Source organism: Rhizobium sp. P2_G2, assembly GCF_056403555.1.
Window position 1 is genome coordinate 155,332 of sequence record NZ_JBFUFF010000007.1, and the last position, 26,891, is coordinate 182,222.

Below are 26,891 nucleotides of genomic sequence, written 5' to 3' on the forward strand. Positions count from 1 at the left end.
CTATACCCTTTCCGAATAGCGTTCGACCGCGTCCTCGGCGGCACCGATCGCTTCCGGCGTGCCGGCCGTCACCCAATGGCCGTCGAGAATCATGCCGAAAAGCCGGCCAGCGGCAATCGCCTTGTCGAAGTAGATGTTGAGATTGAACGGTCCCTCCGGCGCGTCGTCGAACATGGCCGGATCGACGACGATCGCGCCGGCATAGATCACGCCCTGTCGCGCATCGGGCCGGTAGCGCACCAGTCGGCCATCGTCCAGCAGCGAGAAATCGATCTTGCCGTCATGGCCGGTCGTGTCCTCGAGCCGGACGCAGAGCATGGCCATATCCATCGGCGCGGACTCGAAGAGTTTCGCCAGTCGCCGCAAATTGCTCTCGCAGCCAGGTCTTTCACCGATCCAGAAGAGATCGGAATTCATCACGAAGGCCGGTTCTTTCGGCAGCAGTTTCAGGCCTTTGGCAAGCCCGCCGCCGGAATTCAGGAGTAGGGCGGTCTCGTCCGAAATCAGGATGTCCAGACCCGGATAATGCTGGAGATGGGCGAGCATTTGATCCGCGAGATAATGCACATTGACCACGGCGCGGCTGGATCCGGCTTCCTTCAGCAGGTCGAGCGCATAGTCGATCAACGGCTTGCCGGCGATCTTCACCAGAGGCTTGGGGATCGTATCGGTAATTGGCCGCATACGGGTCCCGAGGCCCGCTGCCAGCACCATCGCATTTTCAATCATGGATGTTCAGGTTTCCGGTGATTCGGCTGTCGGGATTCCAGCCCGCTTGCACCAATCGCGCAAGGGGGCTGTCACCGGATGTTCGAAAGACATGGTCAAATGCCAGAGCGTGCGCGGCATATGGCGCATGTAACCGGGCAGATGATCGCGGTTCATCAGCCGCACCCAGAGGCCGTTCAGGCGGCAGGCGCGCTGCGCCGACATGATCGCATAGGATTTCAGGAACAGGTCGCGATCGAATGGCCCGGCTTTTTCGCGCGCATCCATATAGATCTCGATCAACCGGTCGCGCAGCGGCCGCGGCACAGTCGCCCGAGCGTCCTGGCTGAGCGCCATGACGTCATAGGAGGATGGACCGATGATCGCATCCTGGAAATCAATGATGCCGATCCGGTCGAAATCCATTCGCTCCTTGAGCCAGATGAGATTCGGCGAATGGTAGTCACGCAAAACCAGTTGTTTCTCGACGCTTTGTAATTCATCGATCAAGTGGTCCCAGATATCGAGATATTCGGCGCGTTCGGCCTCGCTTGCAGGCGCTCCGCGCCGCCAAGGGATATGCCAGTCAAGCAGCACTTCACATTCGAATTTCAGCGTCGAACGCTCGAAGCTCGGCAAAACATGGTCTTCGCCATTGCCGATCGGCAATCGTTCCGGCATCGGCAGTTTGTGGAAATCCGCCAGGCAGCGCACCGCTTCTTCGTAACGCTCCCGAATCGGTTTGCCTTCCGCATCGATCACACCTTCGTTGCCGAGGTCCTCGATCAGCAAAATGCCCTGGACGATATCGCTCTCGTAGATGGCGGGCGCCGAAAGGCCGATATCTTTCAAATATTTATCAACCGCGATAAACGGTCTGACATTCTCTGCCAGATGCACGAGCTGGGAATAGGGCTTGCCGTCGCGGATCGGCGGACCGTTGGAGCGCGCCGGCGAATCCATCAGCACATAGGGCTCGCCGCCGGCAGTCAGGACGCGTTCATAGGCCCGGAGCGATGAATCGCCTGTCAGGAAGCGCCGATGGGCGCCATGATAACCCCGGTCTTCCAGGAATCGGCGGATCGCCATGACCCGCTTCAGCCGATCGGCGAAGCGCTGGTTTCCAGTCGAAAGTGTCAGTCGCCGGCCGTCATTCTCGTGAATGATCGAGATTTGCACCGATTGTTTCGGCAGCGAATCGCCGGCGCGATCAGGCCATTCGATCAGCGCGACACCCTTTTCGAGTGATTCTTCCAGGCCCAGTTCGACCAGTTCACTCTCGTCCGCCAGACGGTAGAGATCGAAATGGCTGACCGGAGTTCTCAGCTCGTAGCTCTGAACCAGCGTGAAGGTCGGACTTGGAACTTCAAGGTCGTCATCATTGGCGAGTGCGCGAATCAATGCGCGGCTGAGTGCCGTCTTGCCGGCGCCGAGATCGCCCGACAACGCCAGGCAGTCCCCCGGTTTGACGGTCAGTGCCAGGTCTTCGCCGAATGCGGCGGTTGCCGCATCATCCGCCAGATATACAGAAAAATCCGTCATCCGGCGGATTTCTCCTGATACAATGCCGACAACACGCCGGTCGGGATGCGGCAGGTGACGCGCGTGCCGAGGCCCGGTGCGCTGTCGACCTCGATCGAGCCGTGATGCAGGTTGACGAAGCTTTCGACGATCGAAAGACCGAGGCCCACGCCCGACTTGCGCCCGCCGCGGCTGTCGGATTCGAAGCGATCGAAAATCTTTGCCAGCATGTCCGGCGCCATGCCGGGGCCGGAATCGGAGACCGTGAATAGGAAATCGCTGCCTTCGCGCCAGCATTTGAGGCCTATGGCGCTGCCGTCAGGGGCGAAATTGGCCGCATTGGCGAGCAGTTTCAGGAAGATCTGCTTGAGCCGCTGGTGGTCGGCGAGGATGACGCCGAGATCGTGATCGGCGGTGATCTTCAGCGTCACCTGGTTTTCCTGCAGCCGATGGGCAATCTGCATCGCCACCTCGTCGAGCAGGTCGTTGATCGTCACATCGGAATAATGCAGTTCCATAATGCCGGCGTCGACCGTTGCAAGATCAAGAATGTCGTTGACCAGCGTCAGCAGCACCGAAGACGAATTGGAAATGTGGTCGAGATATTCCTGCTGCCGGTTGGTGAGCGGGTCCATGCCCTGCGTGCGCAGAAGATCGGTGAAACCGATAATATTGGTCAGCGGCGAGCGCAGCTCGTAGGAAACGTGCTGGACGAAGGCGTTCTTGAGCTCGTCGGCCTTCTGCAGGGCCTCGTTCTTCTCCTTCAGCGCCCGTTCGGCGAGTTCGCTGTCAGTGACGTTGACGAAGGTCAGCATGGTCTGCGCGTTCGGCAGCGGGATCACTGCATAGTCGAGCACCAGCCTGGTCTTGAGCTCCAGTTTGCCGGATGCCTGGGCGCGCTGGTCGTCGAAGCTGGTGATAATGCGCGTGAACGTCTTCCAACCGTCCGGCTGCTCATAAGACGGCAGGCAGGCTGTCTCGATGGCGCGAATATGCGTGCCAGGCGCAGCCTCTTCCGCCGTAATGCCCCAGAGCGCCCGGAAAGCGGGGTTGGAGAACGTGACCTTGCCATCGGGGGTGAACACCGCCACGCCTTCGGCCAGATGATCGATGGTTTCGCCCTGCACCTTGAGCAGCGTGTTGTAACGGGTTTCGAGATCGACCTTCTCTGTCAGGTTCTCGAACACCCAGGTGGCGCCGCCCTGCGGCCGGGCCGTGGCAAAGACACGCAAGGTCTGTCCATTCGGCAGGTGCCAGAGGTCATTGTGCGGCTCGATGGCGCGATAGACGGAAAGTACGCTTTCCTTCCAGTTCCGCCAGTTGAGCTGCTCCGGCAGCTTGGCCTGGTTGCGCAATTTGTCGAGCAGCTCGCCATGGGTCGGATAGGATTCGAGGAAGGGAATATCGAGGTCCCAGAGCTGGCGGAAGGCCTGATTATAATATTGCAGGCTCTGCCGCTCGTCGAAGATCGCCACCGGCGTCGCCAGCATATCGAGCGTTTCGGCATGGCTCTTGATCGTGCGGCGCAATTCGTCGCGGATGGCTTCAGAGCGCGAGACGTCGACGGCAATGCCGGCCGAGCCGTTCGGCGTGCGCACGTCGACCACTTCGTAGAAGGTACGGCTCCCGGCCACCACCGTGCCGACCTTGTCGCGGAACGGGTTATCGGGTGTAGCGATCGCCTTGATCTTTTCGCGCGTCACCGTCTCCAGCAGTTCGCGGCTTTCCTTGAGGACGGCTTCGGGGCTGGCGGCGGACACCGCTTCGCCATAGGCTTCGTTTACCCAGGTGAGCGCGCCCTGCTTGTCGCGCTGCCAGCTTGGCATGTCTATGGCGTCGAGCAGCGATTGGAAGGTGCGGATCGAGCTATTCAGCTGCTCGCGCTCGATCTGCAGCTCGGCCAGTTCGGCGCGCAGATTGTTGAGCGCCACGAAGCGGACGAAGGCGCGGCCGCCGGACACTCGTCCTTGTGCCTCCAGCACTTCGTCGCGGCTCGTCTCGATCACCATGTCGAAACTGGTCGCATGACTGCGCAACTGGTCGATGGCTCTTTCCAAGTCGCCGGCAGAGCGCGGCTTCAGCCAGCGCCCGAAGGCAAGGAAATCGCGGTCATTGGCCGGCGCGCCGGTTTCCGGCGGCAACTGGCCGAGGAATTCGGCCTGGCTCGATTGGCCGTCCCAGATGACGATGCGACGGTTCTTGTCCGCGATCAGCGATTCGTAGCGGGAAATCTTGCTGCGCGCATCGAAAAGCGCGGTACGGATCTGGCGATTCTCGCTTTCCATCACGTTGCGCTTGCGCATCAGCGCGAAGGCGGCGATCAGCGAGACCGACACCAGCCCGGCGGCCGCAGCGATCCCCATGATGTTGACGGAGGAAAAGCGGCCTGGAACGACTTCCGCCGCTTCGGCCGCCGCTGGAATCAAGGCGCTTGCCGAGAACAAGGCCTTCTTGAGCGTCAGCGAGAGGCCCGATCGGGATTTCCGCTCCCGAGCCCTTCCACGTCGCACCAATGCCTTGTTGTGTTCCGCCATCTAGACCAGTCCCCGTCTGCCCTGTCTTCTGCCATGCTGCCTGCTGCAGCCCGATCCATGGATCGCGGTTTCCGCCGGCCGCATGTCCGGCGGGGGCCCCAGAATCATTCGGGAACCCATGATCTTTCTTGGACGACAAATACGTCAGCCCGGTGGATTGAAGCTTATTTTTCCGCCAGCCGCATTTTGGCCGAAATCAGCAACAATCGAATCATGTGCAAAAACAATACAATGCCAGACTTTCTTCGCAAAGTGATTGGATCAAAAAAGAGGCCGTGCTGTCATAAACAACACGGCCACCAGATTTAGTAGGTCGATTTTTAGAAAATCAATAGCGGTAGTGTTCCGCCTTGAACGGGCCGGCTTTTTCGACGCTGATATAGTCAGCCTGGTCGTCCGAAAGCTCGGTGAGGCTTACGCCAAGCTTTTCAAGGTGTAGACGGGCGACTTTCTCGTCCAGGTGCTTGGGCAGCACATAGACCTGATTCGTGTACTTGCCGTCATTGGTGAAGAGTTCGATCTGGCCCAGCACCTGGTTGGTGAAAGAGGCGCTCATCACGAAGGACGGATGGCCGGTGGCGTTGCCCAGATTGAGCAGGCGGCCTTCCGAGAGCAGGATCATGCGGTTGCCCTTGGGGAACTCGATCAGGTCGACCTGCGGCTTGACATTGTTCCACTTGAGGTTCCTGAGAGCCGCAACCTGGATCTCGTTGTCGAAGTGGCCGATATTGCCGACGATCGCCATGTCCTTCATCTCGCGCATATGCTCGATGCGGATCACGTCCTTGTTGCCGGTGGCGGTGATGAAGATGTCGGCGCTGGAGACGACGTCTTCGAGGCGGACGACTTCAAAGCCGTCCATAGCCGCCTGCAGCGCGCAGATCGGATCGATTTCGGTGACCTTGACGCGGGCGCCGGCGCCACGCAGTGAGGCGGCCGAACCCTTGCCGACATCGCCGTAACCGCAGACCACGGCGACCTTGCCGGCCATCATCACGTCGGTGCCACGGCGGATGCCGTCGACCAGCGATTCCTTGCAGCCATACTTGTTGTCGAACTTCGACTTGGTGACCGAGTCATTGACGTTGATCGCCGGGAAGGGCAGCAGGCCCTTTTCCTGCAGCTGATAGAGGCGATGCACGCCCGTCGTCGTCTCCTCCGTGACACCCTTGAGAGCATCGCGCTGCTTGGTGAACCAACCCGGCGAAGCCGCCAGGCGCTTCTTGATCTGGGCGAAGAGCACTTCCTCTTCTTCCGAGCCGGGATTCGCCAGCACGTTCTCGCCGGCTTCGGCGCGGGCGCCGAGCAGGATATACATCGTGGCGTCGCCGCCATCGTCGAGGATCATGTTGGAGACGCCGCCATCGGCCCATTGGAAGATCTGATCGGTATAGGTCCAGTATTCGATCAGCGACTCGCCCTTCTTGGCGAAGACCGGGATGCCGGCGGCGGCGATCGCTGCAGCAGCGTGGTCCTGGGTCGAGAAGATGTTGCACGAGGCCCAGCGGACTTCGGCGCCGAGCGCCACCAGCGTCTCGATCAGCACGCCGGTCTGGATGGTCATGTGCAGCGAACCGGTGATGCGTGCGCCCTTGAGCGGCTTAGTCTTGCCGAACTCTTCGCGGGCCGACATCAGGCCGGGCATTTCGGTTTCGGCGATGTTGAGTTCCTTGCGGCCGAAATCGGCGAGCGCAATATCGGCAACCAGATAGTCGTTGGCCATGCTTGTTCTCCAGCTAGATGACACGCCGCGATTGATCGCGCGTGGGAAAGCGGCGGAAGACCCGCCGGAATTTGGCATGCGAGCCCTTTACCAGCGTTCGGAAGAGAAGGCAAGAATGATATAAAGAAATCTTTATGTGTTTATGAGGCGTCCAGGCTGCCACAATGAATTCATGCCTTGTGGGATCCCGGCGACCTTCGCCTTGTGGGACGGCATGATCACTTATCTTTCATCCTTGGTTGACATTTATGGGTATTTATCCATAATCGTCTCATGATTCCGCCGACCGTGCCGCAAAAAGCATGTTTCTTCGTTGGCTCCGCCGCGAAGGACATTCGAGGCTTGCCGGAGGATGTGCGTCAGCATTTCGGCCATGCGATCCATCGAGTTCAATGTGGCGAGGAGCCCATCGATGCCAAGGCGTTGAAAGGTTTTGGTGGGCGATCGGTTCTGGAAATCGTCAAAGATTACAACAGTGACACCTATAGGGCCGTTTACACGATTCGCTTTGCCGAAGCGGTCTATGTGCTTCACGTCTTTCAGAAAAAGGCGAAAAAGGGCGCTGAAACCCCCAAACCTGACATCGACCTCGTCAAGCAACGCCTGCGGGCCGCCGAAGAGCATTATCGCGAGCACTGTAACAAAGGAGGACGGGAGCCATGACAACCGAGAAAGAGCCGGTAGCTATCGAGGCGAGCAGCGGCAATATATTTGCGGATTTGGGCCTCCCGGATGCGGAGGAGACCCTTCTTAAGTCACAGGTGGTGATTGTGCTTCATCGGCTTATCAAAGCCCGGAAACTCACTCAGACCGCCGCTGCGAAGCTTATCGGCATCAGTCAGGGTGACCTTTCGCATATCCTTCGGGGCCAATTCAGGGGATGGTCTGTGGGCCGCCTCATGCAAATGCTGACCGCATTCGAGCAGGACGTAGAGATCGTCGTGAAGCCGCATCCGAAAAGCGGAGAGCCTGGAACAATCACCCTAAGCGCTGCCACCGCCTGAAGTGCGGTGTAACCGAGGGGACCCTGCCGTCACATCTCCTCGCCGAACTTGTCGGCGATCAGCGCCTCGATTGTGGTGAGCGCTTCATGCGCCTGGTTGCCGGAGGCGCTGACCATGATTGACGAACCAGGCCCGGCGGCCAGCATCATCAGGCCCATGATCGAGGTGCCGCCCACCGTCATCCCGTCCTTGGACACCGTGATATCGGCATCGAAGGGTTCGACGGTTTGGACGAATTTGGCTGAGGCGCGTGCGTGCAGCCCACGTTTGTTGATGATCAGGAGCTCTTTTTCCAGCGTCATACGGGTCAGGGCGCCTCGCTCTGGTCTCATTTACCGCTCAGGACGCGGCTGGCGACATAGATATATTTCCGTCCGGCTTCGGACGCTTCCGAAAGCGCCTTCTGCATGTTGTTTTCGGTTCTGACGCCGGCCAGCTTGATCAGCATCGGCAGGTTGACGCCGGCGATCACTTCGGTATTGCCGCGCGACATGGCCGAGATCGACAGGTTGGAGGGCGTGCCGCCGAACATGTCGGTGAGGATGATCACGCCATTGCCGTCATCCGTCTTGCTGACCGCATCGACGATATCCTGGCGGCGCGCATCCATATCGTCTTCGGGACCGATGGAAACCGTTTCGATGGCCTTCTGTGCGCCCACCACATGTTCGAGCGCGGAGCGGAATTCCTCCGCCAGACGCCCATGCGTCACAAGCACCAGTCCGATCATACGCGGTACAGCTCCTCATCGCTGGATATAAGGGCGCGCTGTTAACCGAATTGCAGTGCCCCGTCCACTGTCCGGCGGTCATTCTGGCAAGGAAAGTCGGAAGTTCAAGTCCCTGCCTATAAATTTTGAAACGATTTGTTTCAAAGTTGAAAACAGCCGGCGATCGGAAAGCCTGAAATCAGGACAGTCAGCCGGTCGAAAGGATCGGTCACGGCACGGTCGATGAAGGCGAGCGGAAGCGTGTCTGCCTCCCCCGGCGGCCATCGCCGGCCATCCTCCGGAATGCGGGTCGCCGAATCAGCGGCCACAGGTTGCAGGGCAAGATGCAATATCGCGCGATCGGTCGTCGGCATTTTACCGATGCCGCTGCCATAGAGCTCGATCATGCCTTTGATCGTCTCGGGCGCGGTGGCGATCGCGCGGCCATTCACCCAGTCGATGAACACCTGGTCATCGGCGACCAGCGCCGCAAAATGCCCCGAACGCCTGGCCTCGGCCATCAAACGGACCGCGAGGCCCGATTTGCCGCTGCCGGAAGGGCCGACGAGGATCAATCCAGTCGTGCCGATGACGAGCGCGGTGCCATGAAAAAGGCGTGGCATCAGCCCTGGCCTTTCTCCGGCAGCGTCAGCACGAAGCGAGCGCCAATCCGCTGGCCCGCTGCATCGACGATGTTCTCGGCGACTAGGGTGCCGCCATGCGCCTCGGCGATCTGGCGGCTGATCGACAGGCCGAGGCCGGAATTCTGGCCGAAATCTTCGCTATTGGGCCGATCGGTATAGAAACGCTCGAAGATGCGGTCGATATTCTCGGCCTCGATGCCGGGACCATTGTCGTTGACTTCGACAATGCAGTTGCCACCGTCCTTGCGCAGCTTCACGGCGATCAGCCCGCCCGGGTCGGGCGCGAAAGAACGGGCATTTTCGATCAGATTGGTAATGATTTGTCCGATGCGCGATTCATAGCCCGTGACCGCGAACCCGGTCTTTCCGGCACTCTTGCGGTCGACATCGAAGATCACCTTGACCTTCTTGCTCTTGGAGCGCACCTGGCTGGCAATATCGATCAGGCTCTCCAGCAATTTATCCATCTCGAGTTTCTTGGCGTCGGCGCGGGCCAGTTCGGCATCCAGTCGCGAGGCGTCGGAAATGTCGGAGATCAGCCGGTCGAGACGCCGCACGTCGTGCTGGATGATATCCATSAGCCGCTTCTTCGAATCGTCGCTCTTGGCCAGCGGCAAGGTTTCGACGGCGCTCCTGAGGGAGGTCAGCGGGTTCTTGAGTTCGTGACTGACATCGGCGGCGAAGCTTTCGATTGCGGCGATCCGGTCATAGAGCGAATTGGTCATGTCGCGGAAGGCTGACGACAGATTGCCGATTTCGTCCTGGCGGAAGGAAAAATCCGGGATTTCCTCGCGCGACTTGACGCCGCGCCGCACCCGCACCGCTGCCGCCGCCAGCCGCCTGAGCGGATTGGCAATGGTGGAGGACAGAAGCAGCGACAGAATCACATTGACCATGGTGGCGACGCCAAACACCCGCATGATCGCCAGGCGCTCGCCATGCACGATCTGGTCGATGTCGCCGGCCTGGGTGGAGAGCAGGAGAACGCCGACCACGGCGCGAAAGCGCTGTACCGGCACGGCGACGGAGACGATCAACTCACCGCCTTCGGTCACGCGTACCACGGCGCCGCGCACGCCGGTCAGGGCATTCTTGACCTCCGGATAGATCAAGCCATCGCCGCCGGGGCTTTCCTTGTAGAGCGGCAGGTTGGAAGGCTGCAGCAGGCGGTTGAACCAGGCCGCGAACTTGTCGCTGAACTGCTTTTCGTCACTGACCGGCGGCAGGTCGAAGCGCAGCACCTGGCCGCGCGAATAGAGAAAGCGGGAATCGAGGATCAGACTGCCGTCGGGATCGAAGATGCGCGCCCGCGTATGCGTCGGCGAGATCAACCGCCGGAGCACCGGAGCGATCTTCTGCGGATCGATCGGAAATTCCAGGTCCTCATCACTCGGCACCGGGGTGATTGACTGGCCTGCTTGCAACTCGAGCAGTTTCTGCGGGTCTATGGTGATCGAATTGGTATCCACCTGTGCCGAAGCTGACACGGCGGCGGCGATGATCTCGCCCTGGGTCAGCAGGCTTTCGACCTTGGCATCGATCAGGCCTTCGCGGAACTGGTTGAGATAAAGGATGCCGCCAACGAGCACGACCAGCGCGACAAGATTGAAGAACAGGATCTGCCGCGTCAGGCTGGAAAACAACGCATGGCCAAACAGCCGCCGGATATAGACAAAGCCGCGATAGAAGCGCGAACGCCGCCGCGCCCGGGCTTTCGCCAAGGCCGGACGATCCTGTTTCCTGATGTTCTCCACATCCGCAACGGTGGTCATTGCGTGCTTGCCTTTGCCGCGGTGGCGGCATGAATCACTCTCACGATACTATCAGGCCCGATATTGTCAGGCACCCGGGCTTTCGCGGAACCTGTAGCCGACGCCATAAAGCGTTTCGATCATGTCGAAATCGTCATCGGCCATCTTGAACTTCTTCCTCAGCCGCTTGATGTGGCTGTCGATGGTGCGGTCGTCAACATAGACCTGTTCGTCATAGGCTGCATCCATCAATGCGTCGCGGCTTTTCACCACACCCGGCCGAAGCGCCAGTGCATGCAGGATAAGGAACTCGGTCACCGTCAGCGTCACCGGTATGCCCTTCCAGGTGCAGGTGTGGCGTTCCTGGTCCATGACCAGCTGGCCGCGCTCCAGCGATTTCGTCTGCACCGCGCCGGGCTTGGCAGGCATGGCACCGCCGGCCGCTGCCGCTTCGCGGCTCGCCACGCGGCGCATGACCGCCTTGACGCGCTCGACCAGCAGGCGCTGCGAAAACGGCTTGGTGATGAAATCGTCGGCGCCCATCTTCAGTCCGAACAGCTCATCGATCTCCTCGTCCTTGGACGTCAGGAAGATCACCGGCAGGTCGGATTTCTGCCGGAGCCGGCGCAACAGCTCCATGCCGTCCATGCGCGGCATCTTGATGTCGAAGATGGCGAGCTGCGGCGGCCGCTGCAGCAATCCGTCGAGCGCCGAGGCACCATCCGTATAGGTTTCGACCTTATAGCCTTCGGCTTCAAGTGCAATCGATACCGAGGTCAGGATGTTCCGGTCGTCGTCGACCAGGGCGATTGTCGCCATGAAAGTCTCCATTTTCGAATGTCCGCGCAGAGGTCAGCGGCGCATGCATGAGTATAAACGTGGAACAAATTGTGGCAAACCCTTTTGGACTTTGTTTTTGCCTGGCGCGGTTTGCCTGCGACATTGGGTGGCAGCGGTATCTGTTAAGTCTCTGATTCAAACGATTTAAAATTAAATCTGATTTTTTAAATCGATTAAATCATTGATACTATTAACTTAATCCAATTTTAGACGCTTGTATTTTTAAAATTTTTCTGTCTATCTCAACAAATCGGCTATCTCATTGGGAAAGGAACACGCCATGGAGGAGCTCGGAATGACGAACCAGGATCTCAAATTGGAAGCGCAGGGATTCATCGATCTGGTGTCGGTTCGCTACAACTATTCCGAGGCGGAACTCTATGAGGACGCGATCCGCAACGGCGAAGCGGTGCTCACGGCTCATGGCGCTCTCCGGGCCTTGACCGGCCAACATACCGGCCGTTCGCCCAAGGATAAGCACGTCGTTCGCGATGAAAACACCGACAGCCAGATCTGGTGGGACAATACCCGCGCCATGTCGCCGGAGCAGTTCGCGACGCTCAAAGCCGACATGCTGGCGCATGCCAAAGGCAAATCGCTCTATGTGCAGGACCTGATCGGTGGCGCCGACCCTGAAAATGCCCTGCCCACCCGTGTGGTCACCGAATTTGCCTGGCACTCGCTGTTCATCCGCAACCTTCTGATCCGGCCCGATCGGTCAAACCTCGAAAGCTTCGTGCCGAAGCTGACGATCATCGATCTGCCCGACTTCAAGTCGGATCCGGCACGTCACGGCACGCGCTCGGAGACCGTGATCGCCTGCGATTTCACCAATGGCCTGATCCTGATCGGCGGCACCTCCTATGCCGGCGAGATGAAGAAATCGGTGTTCACCGCGCTTAATTATCTGCTGCCGCCCAAGAGCGTCATGCCGATGCACTGCTCGGCCAATATGGGCGCCGACGGCGACACGGCGGTGTTCTTCGGCCTATCCGGCACCGGCAAGACGACGCTCTCGGCCGACCCCAACCGCACGCTGATCGGCGATGACGAGCATGGCTGGGGCGAGCAGGGTGTCTTCAATTTCGAAGGCGGCTGCTATGCCAAGACCATCAAACTGTCGCGCGAATCCGAGCCGGAGATCTATGCCACGACCGAACGTTTCGGCACGGTCCTGGAAAATGTGCCGCTCGATGCCAACCGCTTGCCGGACTTTTTTGACAACTCGCTGACGGAAAATACCCGCGCCGCCTACCCGCTGCATTTCATTCCGAACGCATCGGCAAGCGGCCGTGGCAATCATCCGAAAACCATCATCATGCTGACGGCTGACGCCTTCGGCGTCATGCCGCCGATCGCCCGGCTGACGCCGGACCAGGCCATGTATCACTTCCTCTCCGGCTACACCGCCAAGGTTGCCGGCACGGAAAAGGGCGTGACCGAGCCGGAAGCAACCTTTTCGACCTGCTTCGGTGCCCCGTTCATGCCGCGTCATCCGGCGGAATACGGCAATCTGCTCAAGGCGTTGATTGCCAAGCACGGCGTCACCTGCTGGCTGGTCAATACCGGCTGGACCGGCGGTGCCTATGGCACCGGTTCACGCATGCCGATCAAGGCCACGCGGGCGCTGCTGACGGCAGCCCTGTCCGGCAAGCTCAACGATGCGATCTTCCGCCGCGACCATAATTTCGGCTTCGAAGTTCCGGTTGCCGTCGAGGGCGTCTCGACCAAGATCCTCGACCCGCGCTCGACCTGGGTTGACGGCGCTGCCTACGACGCTCAGGCCCGCAAGCTGGTCGACATGTTCGTCGCCAATTTCGCCAAGTTCGAGAACCACGTCGATGGCTCTGTCCGTGACGCGGCGCCGGGCATGCGCATCGCGGCTGAATAGTCCAGACTTTCGTTCGAGAGGCGGAGGGAGGCCGCCTCTCGAACGAGATGGTAGAATGGATTCACGTGAAACCCGGCGCCGACCACGCCGGGTTTTGCTTGTCGGTGCTCTTCCGGCCCGCAGCCTTTCATGGCAAGGAAGCGGCAAGGAGTTTTTCATGGCCGCCGACACGCTCTACATCGATGACACGATCGCCATTGCCGGCTGGGAACTGACGGAGAATTTCGTCCTGGCGTCCGGGCCGGGCGGCCAGAATGTCAACAAGGTCGCCACCGCCGTCGAACTCCGCTTCGATCTGCTGCATTCGCCATCGCTGCCCGAACGCGTCAGGCTCAATGCCCGCCGTGTCTTCGGCCGTAAGCTTTCCAAGGAAGGCGTGGTTGTCATCTTTGCCGCCAAATTCCGATCCCAGGACCGCAATCGCGAGGACGCGCGCGAACGGCTCAGGGAATTGATCCTTGAAGCCAATCAGCCGCCGCCTCCGCCGCGCCGTCCGACCAAGCCCACCCGCGGCTCCGTGGAACGGCGCCTCAAGGCCAAGGCCGGCAGGTCAGATGTGAAAAAGGCGCGCGGCAAGGTGGATGACGAATAGTCGCCGATAGCGATTGTCCTTGGCTCCCTTTTCGGGCACGTTAAAGCTGCTGGCCCCTTTTTCATCCATGGAAAGTGGAAGCCACATATCTGGATCATCGGCTTTGGGGGAAGCATGGCCTTGGATATCGCTGCAATGATCGCCAAAATCGTGAGGAAGGGCTCGCTGAAGCTCATCAGAGCCTCCGGCGAAACCCACATTTTCGGCGACGGTTCGGAAGACACGATCGTGGTGCGCATCACCGACACAGCAGCAGAGCGGGCGATCGGCCGCGACCCGGCGCTACGGCTCGGGGAAATGTATATGGATGGCCGCTTCATCGTCGAAGAAGGAAATATTTTCGACTTCCTGTCGCTGGTGCGTCGCAACGGCATCAAGAAAGCCGCGACGCTGAGGATGGTCACCCACGGACTGGCCCGCATCGCTGCAGCGCAGATCCGATCGCGCGTGCCGATCAATCGTAATCTTCACAATGTTTCGCATCACTACGATCTGAGCGCCAAGCTGTTCGACCTCTTTCTCGATGAAGACTGGCAATATTCCTGCGCCTATTTCGAGCCGCCCGGCATCAGCCTTGCCGAAGCCCAGCTTGCCAAAAAGCGCCACATCGCCGCCAAGCTGCTGCTGGAGGACGGCAAGAATGTTCTCGATATTGGCTCGGGTTGGGGCGGCATGGCGCTTTATCTCGCCGAAGCGGCGGATGTCGATGTCACAGGCATAACGCTCAGCCAGGAACAGCTCAAAGTCGCGCGCAACCGTGCTTTGACGCGCGGCCTTGACAATCGGGTCCGCTTCGAGCTCAGGGACTATCGCGACCTCGAGGGCCGTTTCGACCGCATCGTCTCGGTCGGCATGTTCGAGCATGTCGGCATCGGCAATTACCGGCATTTCTTCAGCAAGATAGCCTCCATCCTCGACAAGCAGGGCGTCATGGTGCTGCACTCGATCGGCCGCACGCGGCCGAACTACGCGACCAACCCGTTCATCGAGAAATACGTCTTCCCTGGCGGCTATATGCCGTCGATCGCCGAAGTGCTGCCCGCGATCGAAAAAGCCGGACTGCTGATCAAGGATATCGAAGTCCTGCCCATGCACTATGCTCATACGCTCCGGGCATGGCGGGAACGGTTCGTCGCCCGGAAGGCGGATGCGGTCGCGCTCTACGACGAGCGGTTTTTCCGCATGTGGGAATTCTATCTCGCAGTCTCGGAAGTCGCCTTCCGCCATGACCGGCTCTTTGTGTTCCAGATCCAGCTGGCCCGCCACCAGGACACGGTGCCTTATGCCCGCAACTATATTGCCGAGCGGGAGGCAGCGCTGCTGCAGTTTGAAAAGACGCGCAAACCTCTGGAAAAAGTGATGTTCTGATCCGCCTTGATTGACGCTGCACGTCTGATTGTGAAGCGTCTAAAGCTCCGCCTCGGCGAAAATCTGCGCTGCCCATGTCAGGAAGGCACGGAGCCTCGGCGCCAATTGCCGGTTTTGCGGGTAAAGCGCCGATAGTGGCGTCTTCGTTGGCGGATAGTCCGGTAACACCTCGATCAGCGATCCGTCGCGCAAATCCTCGACCAGCCGATAGCGCGGCGCCTGGATCAGGCCGAAGCCGAGCCGCGCGAGATCGGCCATCGTATCCGAATTGTTGACGGTGATTCGGCTCGGCAGGCGCACGAGCCGTGTTTCGCCTCGGATGGTGAATTCGAGCGGCATGACTTCACTTGTACGCGACGACATGAAGCCGACCATTCGGTGTCCTTCAAGCCCGTCCGGCGATGTCGGCATGCCGTGCTTTTCGAGATAGCTGGGGCTCGCACAGGTGATTTCCGTGATATCGGTGAGCTTGCGGGCGATCATGCCGCTGTCCTCCAGCGCACCGGCGCGGATCACGCAATCGACTCCCTCGCGCACCAAATCCACCAGCCGGTCACCCTGGCCGATATGCAGGTCGAGCAGTGGATGTCGCTCCAGGAATTCCGGCAGCCGCGGCAGCAGGAAGGTGCGGGTCATGAGCGGATGCGCATCGATCCGGAGCAATCCACGCGGCTGGGCATCGAGGAATATGTTTTCGGCCTCTTCCACTTCGGCAAGAATGGACAGACAGCGCCGGTAAAAAGCCTCGCCATCGAGCGTCGGCTTCACATGCCGTGTCGTCCGCTCGAGCAGGCGTGCGCCGATCTGCGCTTCGAGTTGCTTGATCACTTCGGTCGCGGTGGAACGTGCCAGCGCCATATCCGCAGCGGCGGCCGCAAAACTGCGGCGTTCGACGATGCGGACGAAGAGCTGCATTCGGTCAAGACGGTCCATATGCCATTGTTCACCACAGCCGAATTCAGATGTCAAATATCCTGTGATTGTCTATATCAACGTGAACAAATACCTTTGTCTCATCAGATTGAAGCAAGGAGACAAGATCATGTCTGGTACTGAAACACATACCGCCATCGTCACCGGCTCATCCAAGGGCATCGGTGCCGCAATCGCCAAGCGCCTGGCCGCCGACGGCTTTGCTGTGATCGTCAACTATGTCTCGGGCAAGGCCGCGGCCGATCAAGTCGTCGCCGAGATCGAGGCGAAAGGCGGCGGCGCCGTCGCGGTCGGCGCCGACATCGGCAGTGCAGATGGCATCGCCACGCTGTTCGACGCCGCGGAGAAGACTTTTGGCGGTGCCGACGTGCTGGTCAACAATGCCGGCATGATGCAGCTGTCCCGCATCGCAGACACCGACGATGCCGCCTTCGAACGCCAGGTCGCCGTCAATCTCGGTGGCGTGTTCCGCGGCATGCGCGAAGGTGCCAAGCGCCTGCGGGAAGGCGGCCGGATCATCAATTTCTCTTCGAGCGTCGTTGGCCTCTACCAGCCGACCTACGGCGTCTATGCCGCGACCAAGGCCGGCGTCGAAGCGATGACCCACATTCTCGCCAAGGAACTCGGRTCGCGCCGCATCACCGTCAATGCCGTGGCACCCGGTCCCGTCGAGACCGATCTCTTCCTCAACGGCAAGAGCGACGAACAGGTCAAGGCGATATCCGGTATGAACCCGCTCGGCCGCCTGGGCCAGCCGGACGATATCGCCGGCCTTGTCTCCTTCCTCGCCGGCCGCGACGGCGGCTGGGTCAATGGCCAAACGATCCGCGCCAATGGCGGTGTGATCTGAGGTAATGTCATGGAAAAGAAGATCGTTCTCGTGACCGGGGCTGCAAGCGGTTTTGGCGCCATGATGGCCCGCGCACTCGCCCGGGCTGGCCACCAGGTCTATGCCTCTATGCGCGACCTCTCCGCCCATGGCGGCCGGCCCGACCGCGTCCGCGCCCAGTTCCTGGAGCGGATCGGCTTCACCGGACTCCTCCATCCAACCCGCTGAAACAGGAAAGGAAACATCATGCCCTTCGTCAATATCAAGACGCCGGAAGGCGCGCTCAACAAGGCCCAGAAGGAAGAACTGGTTCATCGCGCCACGGCGATGATGGTCGATTATTTCACCGAAGCCGCCCGACCGCACACGATGGTGCTGATCGAGGAGGTCAAGGATGGCGGCTACGGTCGCGCCGACGAAGTATTCGTCATCCCTGATGCCTATCGGGCAAAATAGCTGTTGCATTCAGCGATATCACAGGTCAGCCGGCCGGCGGGAGCGCTTGCCGGCCGTTTGGCTTCATGCGATAGCGAATCATCTTCTCGATCGACGACTCTGCATGTTCCTTTCCGAAATCCTCGCCATTGCTGCGGCGACCTGCATCGCGACCAGCGGCATGCTGATCGGTGAACTCAGGGGGCGTGTTCATGTGCTGCGCCTGGCGCGCTGGCAGTTGACCGCCGCTTTCCTGATGACGGCGGCTGTGTCGCTGGTTCTCGGCGGCTGGCGGACGATCACATGGGAAGCGCTGAGCTATCTCGCCTGCTCCAGCCTGTTCGGCATCATCATCGCCAGCACTACTTATTTTGCCACCATCTACTCGATCGGCCCGCGGCGGACCGCGCTGCTCTTCTCGCTCACCTCGCCTTTCGCGCTGGCGCTCGGCTATTTCGTCTTCGGTGAAACGATCAGCCTGCGCCAGGGCGGCGGCATCGTCCTCGTTCTCGCCGGCATCATCATGGCAATCGGCTTGCCGGGCCGCAGCGATCCCGCTGTGACGTCCGGTGAGAAAGTACCGTGGTTCGGCATCGCACTGGGCGTCGTCACCGCACTCGGCCAGGCGCTCGGCAGCCTGTTTGCGCGGCCGGCCATGGCGGCAGGCGCCGAGCCGTTCACCGCCATGGCGATTCGTTCAGGACTGGCCGCGATCGTCTTCACCCTCCTTGCCTTCCTGCCGTTGCAAGCCTGGAAGCAGCCTTACAATTTTTCGCCGAAAATGCTGCTGCTCGCCGTCACCGCAGCCGTCTGCGGCACGGGCCTCGGCATGTCGCTGCTGATGGCAGCGCTGGCGCATGGCAATGTCGGCATCGTTTCGACCTTGTCGTCGATGACGCCGGTGGTGATCCTGCCGATGGTCTGGCTGCGCACCGGCAAGGCACCTGCGCCGCCGGCCTGGCTGGGTGCGGCCTTGGCGGTGGCCGGTACGGCATTGATCAGCCTCTGAATAAATTCCTTTGCCAAGGCACTCGCCCGACATAACAATCACGCCGGAGGGAATCGTCATGCCGAGGCTGATCATCGCCATTTTTCTGTCACTGACATCGGCTGCGCTCGCGCTTGCCGGTCAAATCCACGAGCCCGCAAAGGGCTCGGCGGAACGAGTGGCAATCCTCGATGCGATCCGGCCGGCGATCGAAGCGCAGATGCGTGGACCGGTCGAATTCAATATCCAGGCCATGCGCACCGATGGCGACTGGGCCTTCGTCATGGCCGATCCGCAGCGTCCCGGCGGCAAGCCGATCGATCCGGAAACAACGGCCTTTGCCGGCCAGGAGGATGACATGGACGGGTTGACGGTTCTGGGGCTGGCCCGTCTCGTTAGGGGTCATTGGGTGCACATCGACGACATTATCGGTCCGATGGATGCGGCGCAGACTGCGTGGATCAAGAACTACCAGGTGCCCGAAACCGTCATCAACGGGCAGCAATAGAATGCTGGTCTTTCCCAAGGGCGTCCGCCACATTCCCGGCTATCTCGACCGCGACCGGCAGGAGGCGTTGGTCGAGGTAATTCGCGAAATTGTGGCACAGGCACCACTTTACACGCCGATCATGCCAAGAAGCGGACAGCCGATGTCGGTGCGGATGACCAATTGCGGCTCGCTCGGCTGGGTGACAGACCAGGAACGTGGCTATCGCTACCAGCCGACGCACCCGGTCACAGGTCTGCCGTGGCCGCCGATCCCCGAAATGCTCGTCGACATCTGGAACGAAACCTCCGGCACCGACATCCAGCCGGAGGCCTGTCTCGTCAATTATTACGGTCCCGAAGCAAAAATGGGCCTGCACCAGGACAAAGACGAGAAGGAACCTTCCGCACCGGTCCTGTCGATCTCGCTGGGCGATGCCTGCCTTTTCCGGGTCGGCGGTGTGCGGCGAGAGGAGAGGACAATCTCTTTCCGGCTGGAAAGCGGCGACATCGTCATTATCGGCGGTGACAACCGGCTCGCCTTTCACGGCGTCGACCGAATCTATCCGGGCACGTCCGCATTGCTGAAGCGCGAGGGGCGCATCAACCTGACGCTTCGCCGCGTTACACTTGCCAAATAATCAGAGACGCCTCAACGCCACCTTCTCTATCAGGTGATTCTCGCCCTTTTGCAGGATGAGGTCGGCGCGCGGCCGCGTCGGAAGAATATTCTTCTTGAGGTTTTTCAGGTTGATATTGGCCCAAAGACCCTCGGCGATCGCCAGCGCCGATTGTTCGGAGATCGTCGCATAGCGATGGAAGAAGGATTCCGGCTTGCGGAAGGCGGTTTCCCTAAGCCGCATGAACCGCGCCACGTACCAGCGATGGATAAGCTGCTCTTCGGCGTCGATATAGATCGAAAAGTCGAAGAAATCCGACACCATCGGCACGATCCTGCCGTCGGCCGGCAGGTCTCGCGCCTGCAGCACGTTGATACCCTCGAAGATCAGGATATCCGGCACGTCGATGACCTGGAACTGATCCGGCAGCACGTCATAGGTCAGGTGCGAATAGAGCGGCGCCGGCACATCACCCTGCCCCGCCTTGATGGCGGAGAGGAATTTGAGCAGCGCCGGCATATTGTAGCTTTCCGGAAAACCCTTCCGGTCCATCATGTTTTCCTTTTGCAGCCAGGCATTGGGCTGCAGGAAACCGTCGGTGGTAATAAGATCGACCTTGGGGCTCGACGGCCAGCGCGACAAGAGCTCTTTCAGAATACGCGCCGTGGTCGATTTGCCGACCGCCACAGAACCGGCAATGCCGATGATGAACGGTGTCTTCTGGTCGTTGGAAAGATTGAGGAACTGCTTGCGCTGCTGGAACAGCATCTGCGACGATTCGACATGCGCCGACAGCAGGCGCGACAGCGACAGATAGATGCGCCGGACCTCATCGAGATCGATCGGGTCGTTGAGCGAGCGCAGGCGTTGCACTTCGTTGGCCGACAGCGTCAGCGGCGTGTCGGCGCGGAAATGCGCCCATTCCTCGGCAGTGAAAAACTTGAACGGCGAATAGTCATCGTCGACCAGATGGTCGAGCGGTTCACCGGGATCCCTGAGGCGGATTTCCTGGTTCATGCCTTTACCCGGGCAGCTTTTTCGGTCAGGCCTGATTGAGCGGTGCGCGCTTCCAGCACGGCCATGACATCGGAGAGCGGAATGCCCGCGATCTTCAGCACGACGAGAAGATGGTAGAGCAGGTCGGCCGCTTCGTCGGTGAGATTCTTGCGATCATTGGCGATCGCGGCAATCACGGCCTCCACGGCTTCTTCACCAAGTTTCTTGGCGGCTTTCGGCTGGCCAGCGTGAAAAAGCTTGGCTGTCCAGGATTCGTCGGGGGATGCCTGCGMGCGGGCTGCAACGATGGCTTCGAGATCGGCAAGCGTGAAATCGCTCATCGGATGTCCTTAGGATGCTTTTCCGGACAGTCTGCCCGAAAAAGCATAACACAAAACTAGTCTATGCGCATGGCGATGCCATGATCCGCCATATAGCGCTTTGCCTGCCCCACCGTATAGGTGCCGAAGTGAAAAATCGACGCCGCCAGCACGGCATTGGCGTGACCTTCGGTGATTCCCTCGACCAGATGGTCGAGAGTGCCGACGCCGCCGGAGGCGATGACGGGGACATGTACGGCGTCGGAAATGGCGCGCGTCAGCGCAATGTCATAACCGTTCTTCTGCCCATCCTGGTCCATCGAGGTGACGAGCAATTCGCCGGCGCCGCGGCTGACCATGGCATGCGCGAACTCCACCGCATCAAGGCCGGTGGCATTGCGGCCGCCATGGGTGAAGATCTCCCAGCGATCAGCCTCACCCTCTGCAGACACTTTCTTGCAATCGAGCGAGGCGACAATGCATTGATCACCGAACTTGTCCGCCGCCTCGGCGACGAAATCCGGGTTCTTCACCGCCGCCGAATTGATCGAAACCTTGTCGGCGCCGCAAAGCAGCAGTTTTCTGATATCGGCAAGCGCCCTGACACCGCCGCCGACCGTCACCGGCATGAAGCACCGCTCGGCAGTGCGCGCGACGACGTCGAAGATCGTCTCGCGATTATCGGAAGACGCGGTGATGTCGAGGAAGCAGAGTTCGTCGGCCCCGGCCGCATCATAGGCGATCGCCGCCTCGACCGGATCGCCAGCATCGACCAGATTGACGAAGGACACGCCCTTGACGACACGGCCGTCCTTGACGTCCAGGCAGGGGATTACGCGGGCCTTGAGTGTCATCTCGCTTCTCCGCTCATACGGCCTTCAATATCTTTAGAGCTTCTGTCGGGTCAATGCGACCATCGTATAGGGCGCGGCCGGAAATCGCGCCTTCGAGGATCGCGGCGTCCGGCTGGGCCATGCGGCGGATGTCGTCGAGCGAGGCAAGTCCTCCCGAGGCGATGACGGGAATCGAGACGGCGCGCGCAAGCTCCAACGTGGATGTCCAGTTGATGCCCGTCAGAATGCCGTCACGGTCGATATCGGTGTAGATGATCGCCGCAACGCCGGCGCCTTCGAAGCGCTTGGCGAGTTCGATGACGCCGAGCTCGGATGCTTCCGCCCAACCCTCGACCGCCACCTTGCCGCCTTTGGCATCAATGCCGACGGCGACCTTGCCGGGGAAACGCTTGCAGGCCTCGATCACCAGCGCCGGATCGCGCACGGCGATCGTACCGAGGATGACGCGGGCAAGACCCTTGGCCAGCCACGCCTCGATATGATCGAGCGTGCGGATGCCGCCGCCGAGCTGTACCGGATTCTTCGTCGCCTTCAGGATTGCCTCAACTGCGGCGCCATTGACGCTTTCACCGGCGAAAGCGCCGTTGAGGTCGACGACGTGCAGCCATTCGAAACCCTGATCCTCGAAGGCTTTCGCCTGCGCCGCCGGATCGGGATTGTAGACCGTGGCCTGGCCCATATCGCCGAGCTTCAGACGCACGCATTGGCCATCCTTGAGATCGATGGCGGGGAAGAGGATCATGTCAGGGCGCCCATTTGAGGAAATTGGCAATCAGCCGAAGCCCGAGGGTCTGGCTCTTTTCTGGATGGAATTGCGCACCGGCCATGTTGTCGCGCGCCACGAAGGCCGTCACCGGCCCGCCATAGTCGGCTGTGGCGACAATGTCGCTCGGGTTCTCGGCTGCCAGATGATAGGAATGCACGAAATAGGCATGCAGGCCGTTTTCGCCGGTCGGAATGCCGTCGAACAGTGCATGCGACCGCGTCAGTGTCAGCGTATTCCAGCCGATCTGCGGTATCTTGAGTTCGGCGTCGGACGGCTTCATCAGCACGACATCGCCCTTGATCCAGCCAAGGCCTTGAGTGACGGTCTTCTCCAGCCCGCGCGAAGACATGAGCTGCATACCGACGCAGATGCCGAGAAAAGGCCGCGCCTTGGCTTCGACCACGTCACAGAGCGCCTCGACCATGCCCGGCACGGCATTCAGTCCAGCGCGGCAATCGGCATAAGCGCCAACGCCCGGCAACACGATCCGGTCGGCAGTGGCGACCCGATCGGCCTTGTCGGTCAGCTCGATCTCGGCGTCGACGCCGGTTTCACGTGAAGCCCGTTCGAAGGCCTTGGTGGCGGAACGCAGGTTGCCCGAGCCGTAATCGATGATCGCAACGCGCATCAACGGCCCCCGTAGGGGCCAATAAGGCCGAGCGCCACCATATGCGTCGAATGCGAGCCGGATCCGCCGGAGAAGCTGGGCGCGGGTCCGCTGCTGCTCGTTTGCGGCAGTTCGTCGAAATAGACCGCCTCTGCCTCGTCGATCGACTGGGCGGCAATGCTCGCCTGCAGCTCCCAGCCGCGGCGCTGCAAGGCCATCGCCCGGATATGGCCGCCTTCGAGCCCGGTCCAGAGGCCGAGCACCACGGTATAGGCGAGCGGCAGACCATCGAGGTTCAAATATTCAGCGGCCAGCACGGCGAGCAGGAAAAGCGCTATGGAAAGGCCTGATATCAGCCACAGCCGGCGGACCAGCAGCCAGGGCAGCGGAAATAGGAAGGCCAGCCAGGAAAAGCCGTCGCGGATGAAAAGTGTCTGCTTTTCAGGATCGGTGGCGCCCGGCGGGGTGAGGACGTAATAACTGGCCATGTGTCAGAGCGTGCCCTTGGTTGACGGGATGCGGCCGGCCTGGCGCGGATCGATCTCGGTCGACGCGCGCAGAACTCTTGCCACCGCCTTGAAGCATGTTTCCGAAATGTGGTGATTGTTGGCGCCATAGATATTCTGGATATGCAGCGTGATGCCGGCATTCATCGCCAGCGCCTGGAAGAATTCGCGCACCAGTTCGGTGTCGAACGTGCCGATCTTTGGCGAGGTGAAGACGACGTTCCAGACCAGGAACGGCCGGCCGGACACATCGACGGCAGCGCGAGTCATCGTCTCGTCCATGGCAAGGTCGAGCGACGCATAGCGGGTAATGCCGCGCCGGTCGCCGAGCGCCTTGGCGATGGCGAGACCGATGGCGATGCCCGTATCCTCCACCGTGTGGTGGTCGTCGACATGCAGGTCGCCCTTGGCCTCGATCTCCATGTCGATCAGCGAATGCCGCGACAATTGATCCAGCATATGGTCGAAGAAGCCGACGCCGGTCGAGATCTTCGACGTTCCGGTGCCGTCGATATTGACGGTGACGGAGACTTGCGTCTCATTGGTCTTGCGCGACACGTTTGCCGTGCGGGTCAGGGCGGTTTCTGCCATCAAAAGTGCCTGTTTCTGGCGGTTTATCTCGGCTGCCTTAACAGGCCGGGGAGGAAGAATCCAGACCTATCCCCGGCATTGCATTTATATCACATCCCATTACATAAGCCGCAACAGGCTGCCTTGAACGCGGCGTAAGAGATTAAAGAGAACTAAGTATGAGTGAACACAATCCCTATGGAACCATGCATGCCACGACCATCATCACCGTGCGCAAGGACGGTCAGGTGGTGATGGCGGGCGATGGTCAGGTATCGCTTGGCCAGACCGTGATGAAGGGCAACGCCCGCAAGGTGCGGCGCCTCTCCAAGGGCGAGGTGATTGCCGGTTTCGCCGGCGCCACCGCCGACGCCTTCACGCTGCTGGAGCGGCTGGAAGCCAAGCTCGAACAATATCCCGGCCAGTTGCAGCGCGCCTGCGTCGAGCTTGCCAAGGACTGGCGCACTGACAAATATCTCCGCCATCTCGAGGCGATGATGCTGGTCGCCGACAAATCAATCACCCTGGCCGTCACCGGCAATGGCGACGTGCTGGAACCCGAGCATGGCACGATGGCCATCGGTTCGGGCGGCAACTATGCCTTCGCCGCGGCCCGTGCGCTGATGGACACCGACAAGTCGGCTGAGGAAATCGCCCGCCGCGCCATGCAGATCGCCGCCGACATCTGCGTCTACACCAACTATAACGTGGTGGTCGAAAAGCTCGATGCCGAGTAATGCGGTCTATGATTTCCGGCCGGTGGAGCAGGGTGATCTGCTCATGCTCAAAAGCTGGCTGGAGACGCCGCATGTATCGCGCTGGTGGCCGGATGCCGATGACGCGGTGATCGAGATTGCCGAAATCCTCGATGGTTCGCCGGTGAAACCGTTCATCGTCGAATTCCTGGGCCGGCCGATCGGCTACATCCAGTCCTATGATCCGCATGAGGAGATAGACCATCCGTATCAGGACCAGCCGCCCGGCACGTTCGGCATCGACCAGTTCATCGGCGTGGCGGAATTGACCGGGCTTGGCCATGGGTCGGCGCTGATCCGGACGTTCTGCCGAAAACTGTTCGACGAGGGCGCCGTCCGCGTCGTGACCGATCCGGACCCGGCCAATCGCAATGCCATTCGCGCTTATGAGAAGGCCGGCTTCACAAGAGGCGAGATTCGCAACACAGAATATGGCACCGTGGTGCTGATGCACCTGGATGCCGGGACGAAATGAGAAAAAGATGACGACATTCACACCCAGAGAAATCGTTTCCGAGCTTGACCGGTACATTATCGGCCAGAACGAAGCCAAACGTGCGGTGGCAATCGCGCTGCGCAACCGCTGGCGCCGCCAGCAACTGACCGGCGATCTGCGCGACGAGGTCATGCCAAAGAACATCCTGATGATCGGCCCGACCGGCGTCGGCAAGACCGAGATTTCCCGACGTCTGGCCAAGCTTGCCGGCGCGCCTTTCATCAAGGTCGAAGCGACGAAATTCACCGAAGTTGGTTATGTCGGCCGCGATGTCGAGCAGATCGTGCGCGACCTTGTCGAGGTCGGCATCGGCCTGGTGCGCGAGAAAAAGCGCGCCGAGGTCAATGCCAAGGCGCACCAGAATGCCGAGGAACGGGTGCTCGACGCTCTGGTTGGCGCCACCGCTTCGCCCGCGACCCGCGATTCCTTCCGCCGCAAGCTGCGCGACAACGAGCTCGACGACAAGGAAATCGAGGTCGAGATCGCCGACCAGGCACCGCAGGGCGGGTTTGAGCTGCCGGGCATGATGGGCGGCAATGTCGGCGTCTTCAACCTGTCTGACATTCTCGGCAAGGCCATGGGCGGCCGGTCGAAGAAGGTCAAGACGACGGTGCGCGACAGCTACAAGCTGCTGATCGCCGATGAATCCGACAAGCTGATCGACAGCGAGCAGATCAACCGCGAGGCCGTGCTTTCGGCCGAGAACGACGGCATCGTCTTCCTCGACGAGATCGACAAGATCGCCGCTCGTGACGGCGGCGTTGGTGCTGGCGTGTCGCGCGAAGGCGTGCAGCGCGACCTGCTGCCGCTGGTCGAAGGCACGACGGTGTCGACCAAATACGGGCCGGTGAAGACCGATCACATCCTGTTCATCGCCTCGGGCGCCTTCCACGTGTCGAAGCCGTCGGACCTCCTGCCGGAACTGCAGGGCCGCTTGCCGATCCGCGTCGAGCTCAAGGCGCTGACCAAGGAAGATTTCCGCCGCATCCTGACCGAGACAGAGGCCAGCCTGATCCGCCAGTATATCGCGTTGATGGAGACGGAAAGCGTCAAGCTGGAATTCACCGACGATGCGATCGATGCCTTGGCGGATGTCGCCGTCAAGCTGAACGACAGTGTCGAGAATATCGGCGCCAGGCGGCTGCAGACGGTGATGGAGCGGGTACTCGACGACATCTCGTTCGAAGCGCCGGACCAGGCCAACCGCGAGGTCAAGATCGACGCGGACTATGTCCAGAGCCATGTCGGCGAGCTGGCGGGGAATACGGATCTGTCGCGGTATATTCTGTAAGGCTGAGTTTTTGGCAGGACCCTTCGAGGCTTTTCTGGCTGCGCCGAAAAAGCGCCTTAGGGTGAGGGGAGTGTGGGGCGCTGTGGGTGCCCCAATCTCCCTTTGCTGCAGGTGTGCTTGTGGCACCCAGCGTATCCCAAACTCGCCCTCACCC

General features: G+C 60.5%; 30 protein-coding genes and 1 pseudogene. 14 read left to right on the plus strand and 17 right to left on the minus strand.

Annotation, left to right across the window (positions count from 1 at the left end; genetic code table 11):
- The 4 genes from AC1D06_RS08930 to ahcY all read right to left on the minus strand — a co-directional run bounded on the left by AC1D06_RS08930 (position 1) and on the right by ahcY (position 6,486).
- Entirely contained in the window at positions 1 to 729 is a 729-nt protein-coding gene (locus AC1D06_RS08930; RefSeq protein WP_477985953.1) for a nucleotidyltransferase family protein, read from the minus strand.
- 6 nt (positions 730 to 735) lie between these two features.
- Positions 736 to 2,250, minus strand: coding sequence for a tRNA (adenosine(37)-N6)-threonylcarbamoyltransferase complex ATPase subunit type 1 TsaE (tsaE, locus tag AC1D06_RS08935; RefSeq protein WP_477985954.1), 1,515 nt, complete (start codon positions 2,248 to 2,250; stop codon positions 736 to 738).
- The gene (locus AC1D06_RS08940) at positions 2,247 to 4,763 is read right to left on the minus strand and encodes an ATP-binding protein (RefSeq protein WP_477874646.1); all 2,517 of its coding nucleotides are present in this window, start codon (positions 4,761 to 4,763) and stop codon (positions 2,247 to 2,249) included. Before AC1D06_RS08940 ends, tsaE begins: the two co-directional genes overlap by 4 nt.
- Before the next feature lie 328 nt (positions 4,764 to 5,091).
- Positions 5,092 to 6,486 (minus strand): adenosylhomocysteinase, encoded by a 1,395-nt coding sequence (gene ahcY, locus AC1D06_RS08945; RefSeq protein ID WP_477874644.1) that lies wholly within the window; start codon positions 6,484 to 6,486, stop codon positions 5,092 to 5,094.
- Positions 6,487 to 6,759: 273 nt separating this feature from the next.
- Here ahcY and AC1D06_RS08950 point away from each other — a divergent pair, with 273 nt between their 5' ends.
- Positions 6,760 to 7,149, plus strand: a complete 390-nt coding sequence (locus AC1D06_RS08950) for a type II toxin-antitoxin system RelE/ParE family toxin (RefSeq protein WP_477874642.1) — start codon at positions 6,760 to 6,762, stop codon at positions 7,147 to 7,149.
- A complete protein-coding gene (locus AC1D06_RS08955; RefSeq protein ID WP_477874640.1) occupies positions 7,146 to 7,490 on the plus strand; it encodes a helix-turn-helix domain-containing protein in 345 nt (114 codons plus the stop codon). The genes AC1D06_RS08950 and AC1D06_RS08955 overlap by 4 nt, the downstream gene beginning before the upstream one ends.
- A gap of 29 nt (positions 7,491 to 7,519) precedes the next feature.
- Here AC1D06_RS08955 and AC1D06_RS08960 read toward each other — a convergent pair whose 3' ends face one another.
- From AC1D06_RS08960 to AC1D06_RS08980, 5 genes are all read right to left on the minus strand, one after another.
- Positions 7,520 to 7,792 (minus strand): HPr family phosphocarrier protein, encoded by a 273-nt coding sequence (locus AC1D06_RS08960; protein ID WP_477875121.1) that lies wholly within the window; start codon positions 7,790 to 7,792, stop codon positions 7,520 to 7,522.
- A 26-nt stretch (positions 7,793 to 7,818) separates the two neighbouring features.
- Complete coding sequence (locus AC1D06_RS08965; protein ID WP_477874638.1) at positions 7,819 to 8,220, minus strand: PTS sugar transporter subunit IIA; 402 nt, start codon at positions 8,218 to 8,220, stop codon at positions 7,819 to 7,821.
- A 140-nt stretch (positions 8,221 to 8,360) separates the two neighbouring features.
- Positions 8,361 to 8,822 carry an HPr kinase/phosphorylase gene (locus AC1D06_RS08970; RefSeq protein ID WP_477985955.1) on the minus strand — a complete coding sequence of 154 codons (462 nt, stop codon included), beginning with the start codon at positions 8,820 to 8,822 and terminating at the stop codon, positions 8,361 to 8,363.
- Complete coding sequence (locus tag AC1D06_RS08975) at positions 8,822 to 10,615, minus strand: stimulus-sensing domain-containing protein (protein WP_477985956.1); 1,794 nt, start codon at positions 10,613 to 10,615, stop codon at positions 8,822 to 8,824. The genes AC1D06_RS08970 and AC1D06_RS08975 overlap by 1 nt, the downstream gene beginning before the upstream one ends.
- A gap of 66 nt (positions 10,616 to 10,681) precedes the next feature.
- The gene (locus AC1D06_RS08980) at positions 10,682 to 11,413 is read right to left on the minus strand and encodes a response regulator transcription factor (RefSeq protein WP_477874632.1); all 732 of its coding nucleotides are present in this window, start codon (positions 11,411 to 11,413) and stop codon (positions 10,682 to 10,684) included.
- A gap of 301 nt (positions 11,414 to 11,714) precedes the next feature.
- On the opposite strand from AC1D06_RS08980, the gene AC1D06_RS08985 reads away from it, so the two are divergent.
- The 3 genes from AC1D06_RS08985 to AC1D06_RS08995 all read left to right on the plus strand — a co-directional run bounded on the left by AC1D06_RS08985 (position 11,715) and on the right by AC1D06_RS08995 (position 15,285).
- Entirely contained in the window at positions 11,715 to 13,325 is a 1,611-nt protein-coding gene (locus tag AC1D06_RS08985) for a phosphoenolpyruvate carboxykinase (RefSeq protein ID WP_477874630.1), read from the plus strand.
- 157 nt (positions 13,326 to 13,482) lie between these two features.
- Complete coding sequence (gene arfB, locus AC1D06_RS08990) at positions 13,483 to 13,917, plus strand: alternative ribosome rescue aminoacyl-tRNA hydrolase ArfB (protein WP_477985957.1); 435 nt, start codon at positions 13,483 to 13,485, stop codon at positions 13,915 to 13,917.
- A gap of 114 nt (positions 13,918 to 14,031) precedes the next feature.
- Entirely contained in the window at positions 14,032 to 15,285 is a 1,254-nt protein-coding gene (locus AC1D06_RS08995; protein WP_477985958.1) for a class I SAM-dependent methyltransferase, read from the plus strand.
- 39 nt (positions 15,286 to 15,324) lie between these two features.
- Here AC1D06_RS08995 and AC1D06_RS09000 read toward each other — a convergent pair whose 3' ends face one another.
- On the minus strand, positions 15,325 to 16,218 hold the full coding sequence (locus AC1D06_RS09000; RefSeq protein WP_477874624.1) for a LysR family transcriptional regulator: 894 nt from the start codon (positions 16,216 to 16,218) through the stop codon (positions 15,325 to 15,327).
- A 109-nt stretch (positions 16,219 to 16,327) separates the two neighbouring features.
- Here AC1D06_RS09000 and AC1D06_RS09005 point away from each other — a divergent pair, with 109 nt between their 5' ends.
- The 6 genes and pseudogenes from AC1D06_RS09005 (at position 16,328) to AC1D06_RS09030 (ending at position 19,597) form a co-directional block, all read left to right on the plus strand.
- Positions 16,328 to 17,068 (plus strand): SDR family oxidoreductase, encoded by a 741-nt coding sequence (locus AC1D06_RS09005; RefSeq protein WP_477874622.1) that lies wholly within the window; start codon positions 16,328 to 16,330, stop codon positions 17,066 to 17,068.
- Between the two features lie 9 nt (positions 17,069 to 17,077).
- A pseudogene (locus tag AC1D06_RS09010) lies at positions 17,078 to 17,182 on the plus strand (SDR family NAD(P)-dependent oxidoreductase); the annotation flags it as partial.
- Positions 17,183 to 17,293: 111 nt separating this feature from the next.
- The gene (locus tag AC1D06_RS09015) at positions 17,294 to 17,503 is read left to right on the plus strand and encodes a tautomerase family protein (protein ID WP_477874620.1); all 210 of its coding nucleotides are present in this window, start codon (positions 17,294 to 17,296) and stop codon (positions 17,501 to 17,503) included.
- Positions 17,504 to 17,606: 103 nt separating this feature from the next.
- The gene (locus AC1D06_RS09020; RefSeq protein WP_477874618.1) at positions 17,607 to 18,491 is read left to right on the plus strand and encodes a DMT family transporter; all 885 of its coding nucleotides are present in this window, start codon (positions 17,607 to 17,609) and stop codon (positions 18,489 to 18,491) included.
- A gap of 58 nt (positions 18,492 to 18,549) precedes the next feature.
- A complete protein-coding gene (locus tag AC1D06_RS09025) occupies positions 18,550 to 18,978 on the plus strand; it encodes a hypothetical protein (RefSeq protein WP_477874616.1) in 429 nt (142 codons plus the stop codon).
- Position 18,979: 1 nt separating this feature from the next.
- Positions 18,980 to 19,597, plus strand: a complete 618-nt coding sequence (locus AC1D06_RS09030; RefSeq protein ID WP_477874614.1) for an alpha-ketoglutarate-dependent dioxygenase AlkB — start codon at positions 18,980 to 18,982, stop codon at positions 19,595 to 19,597.
- Here AC1D06_RS09030 and coaA read toward each other — a convergent pair whose 3' ends face one another.
- The 7 genes from coaA to hisB are packed head-to-tail and all read right to left on the minus strand — an operon-like array spanning position 19,598 to position 24,216.
- Positions 19,598 to 20,593 carry a type I pantothenate kinase gene (coaA, locus tag AC1D06_RS09035; RefSeq protein ID WP_477985959.1) on the minus strand — a complete coding sequence of 332 codons (996 nt, stop codon included), beginning with the start codon at positions 20,591 to 20,593 and terminating at the stop codon, positions 19,598 to 19,600. It abuts the gene before it with no gap.
- Entirely contained in the window at positions 20,590 to 20,913 is a 324-nt protein-coding gene (locus AC1D06_RS09040; protein WP_477985960.1) for a phosphoribosyl-ATP diphosphatase, read from the minus strand. The genes coaA and AC1D06_RS09040 overlap by 4 nt, the downstream gene beginning before the upstream one ends.
- Positions 20,914 to 20,969: 56 nt before the next feature.
- Positions 20,970 to 21,746: an imidazole glycerol phosphate synthase subunit HisF gene (gene hisF / locus AC1D06_RS09045; RefSeq protein ID WP_477985961.1), complete on the minus strand. Its 777-nt coding sequence runs from the start codon at positions 21,744 to 21,746 to the stop codon at positions 20,970 to 20,972.
- A gap of 13 nt (positions 21,747 to 21,759) precedes the next feature.
- Positions 21,760 to 22,488, minus strand: a complete 729-nt coding sequence (gene hisA, locus AC1D06_RS09050; protein WP_477985962.1) for a 1-(5-phosphoribosyl)-5-[(5-phosphoribosylamino)methylideneamino]imidazole-4-carboxamide isomerase — start codon at positions 22,486 to 22,488, stop codon at positions 21,760 to 21,762.
- Between the two features lies 1 nt (position 22,489).
- Positions 22,490 to 23,140, minus strand: a complete 651-nt coding sequence (gene hisH / locus AC1D06_RS09055; protein WP_477985963.1) for an imidazole glycerol phosphate synthase subunit HisH — start codon at positions 23,138 to 23,140, stop codon at positions 22,490 to 22,492.
- Positions 23,140 to 23,607 (minus strand): DUF2628 domain-containing protein, encoded by a 468-nt coding sequence (locus tag AC1D06_RS09060; RefSeq protein ID WP_477985964.1) that lies wholly within the window; start codon positions 23,605 to 23,607, stop codon positions 23,140 to 23,142. Before AC1D06_RS09060 ends, hisH begins: the two co-directional genes overlap by 1 nt.
- A gap of 3 nt (positions 23,608 to 23,610) precedes the next feature.
- A complete protein-coding gene (gene hisB, locus AC1D06_RS09065; RefSeq protein WP_477985965.1) occupies positions 23,611 to 24,216 on the minus strand; it encodes an imidazoleglycerol-phosphate dehydratase HisB in 606 nt (201 codons plus the stop codon).
- A gap of 158 nt (positions 24,217 to 24,374) precedes the next feature.
- Here hisB and hslV point away from each other — a divergent pair, with 158 nt between their 5' ends.
- From hslV to hslU, 3 genes are read left to right on the plus strand one after another with little or no spacing between them, the layout of a single operon-like run.
- Positions 24,375 to 24,932, plus strand: a complete 558-nt coding sequence (gene hslV, locus AC1D06_RS09070) for an ATP-dependent protease subunit HslV (RefSeq protein WP_477874598.1) — start codon at positions 24,375 to 24,377, stop codon at positions 24,930 to 24,932.
- Positions 24,922 to 25,425, plus strand: a complete 504-nt coding sequence (locus AC1D06_RS09075; RefSeq protein WP_477985966.1) for a GNAT family N-acetyltransferase — start codon at positions 24,922 to 24,924, stop codon at positions 25,423 to 25,425. Before hslV ends, AC1D06_RS09075 begins: the two co-directional genes overlap by 11 nt.
- Positions 25,426 to 25,432: 7 nt before the next feature.
- Entirely contained in the window at positions 25,433 to 26,737 is a 1,305-nt protein-coding gene (gene hslU / locus AC1D06_RS09080; RefSeq protein ID WP_477985967.1) for an ATP-dependent protease ATPase subunit HslU, read from the plus strand.
- Positions 26,738 to 26,891 lie beyond the last annotated feature (154 nt).

Coding starts and splice junctions, on each gene's coding strand:
- AC1D06_RS08930 (WP_477985953.1), bottom strand. CDS start 729: ATGATTGAAAATGCGATGGTGCTGGCAGCGGGCCTCGGGACCCGTATG.
- tsaE (WP_477985954.1), bottom strand. CDS start 2,250: ATGACGGATTTTTCTGTATATCTGGCGGATGATGCGGCAACCGCCGCA.
- AC1D06_RS08940 (WP_477874646.1), bottom strand. CDS start 4,763: ATGGCGGAACACAACAAGGCATTGGTGCGACGTGGAAGGGCTCGGGAG.
- ahcY (WP_477874644.1), bottom strand. CDS start 6,486: ATGGCCAACGACTATCTGGTTGCCGATATTGCGCTCGCCGATTTCGGC.
- AC1D06_RS08950 (WP_477874642.1), top strand. CDS start 6,760: ATGATTCCGCCGACCGTGCCGCAAAAAGCATGTTTCTTCGTTGGCTCC.
- AC1D06_RS08955 (WP_477874640.1), top strand. CDS start 7,146: ATGACAACCGAGAAAGAGCCGGTAGCTATCGAGGCGAGCAGCGGCAAT.
- AC1D06_RS08960 (WP_477875121.1), bottom strand. CDS start 7,792: ATGACGCTGGAAAAAGAGCTCCTGATCATCAACAAACGTGGGCTGCAC.
- AC1D06_RS08965 (WP_477874638.1), bottom strand. CDS start 8,220: ATGATCGGACTGGTGCTTGTGACGCATGGGCGTCTGGCGGAGGAATTC.
- AC1D06_RS08970 (WP_477985955.1), bottom strand. CDS start 8,822: ATGCCACGCCTTTTTCATGGCACCGCGCTCGTCATCGGCACGACTGGA.
- AC1D06_RS08980 (WP_477874632.1), bottom strand. CDS start 11,413: ATGGCGACAATCGCCCTGGTCGACGACGACCGGAACATCCTGACCTCG.
- AC1D06_RS08985 (WP_477874630.1), top strand. CDS start 11,715: ATGGAGGAGCTCGGAATGACGAACCAGGATCTCAAATTGGAAGCGCAG.
- arfB (WP_477985957.1), top strand. CDS start 13,483: ATGGCCGCCGACACGCTCTACATCGATGACACGATCGCCATTGCCGGC.
- AC1D06_RS08995 (WP_477985958.1), top strand. CDS start 14,032: ATGGCCTTGGATATCGCTGCAATGATCGCCAAAATCGTGAGGAAGGGC.
- AC1D06_RS09000 (WP_477874624.1), bottom strand. CDS start 16,218: ATGGACCGTCTTGACCGAATGCAGCTCTTCGTCCGCATCGTCGAACGC.
- AC1D06_RS09015 (WP_477874620.1), top strand. CDS start 17,294: ATGCCCTTCGTCAATATCAAGACGCCGGAAGGCGCGCTCAACAAGGCC.
- AC1D06_RS09020 (WP_477874618.1), top strand. CDS start 17,607: ATGTTCCTTTCCGAAATCCTCGCCATTGCTGCGGCGACCTGCATCGCG.
- AC1D06_RS09025 (WP_477874616.1), top strand. CDS start 18,550: ATGCCGAGGCTGATCATCGCCATTTTTCTGTCACTGACATCGGCTGCG.
- AC1D06_RS09030 (WP_477874614.1), top strand. CDS start 18,980: ATGCTGGTCTTTCCCAAGGGCGTCCGCCACATTCCCGGCTATCTCGAC.
- coaA (WP_477985959.1), bottom strand. CDS start 20,593: ATGAACCAGGAAATCCGCCTCAGGGATCCCGGTGAACCGCTCGACCAT.
- hisF (WP_477985961.1), bottom strand. CDS start 21,746: ATGACACTCAAGGCCCGCGTAATCCCCTGCCTGGACGTCAAGGACGGC.
- hisA (WP_477985962.1), bottom strand. CDS start 22,488: ATGATCCTCTTCCCCGCCATCGATCTCAAGGATGGCCAATGCGTGCGT.
- hisH (WP_477985963.1), bottom strand. CDS start 23,140: ATGCGCGTTGCGATCATCGATTACGGCTCGGGCAACCTGCGTTCCGCC.
- AC1D06_RS09060 (WP_477985964.1), bottom strand. CDS start 23,607: ATGGCCAGTTATTACGTCCTCACCCCGCCGGGCGCCACCGATCCTGAA.
- hisB (WP_477985965.1), bottom strand. CDS start 24,216: ATGGCAGAAACCGCCCTGACCCGCACGGCAAACGTGTCGCGCAAGACC.
- hslV (WP_477874598.1), top strand. CDS start 24,375: ATGAGTGAACACAATCCCTATGGAACCATGCATGCCACGACCATCATC.
- AC1D06_RS09075 (WP_477985966.1), top strand. CDS start 24,922: ATGCCGAGTAATGCGGTCTATGATTTCCGGCCGGTGGAGCAGGGTGAT.
- hslU (WP_477985967.1), top strand. CDS start 25,433: ATGACGACATTCACACCCAGAGAAATCGTTTCCGAGCTTGACCGGTAC.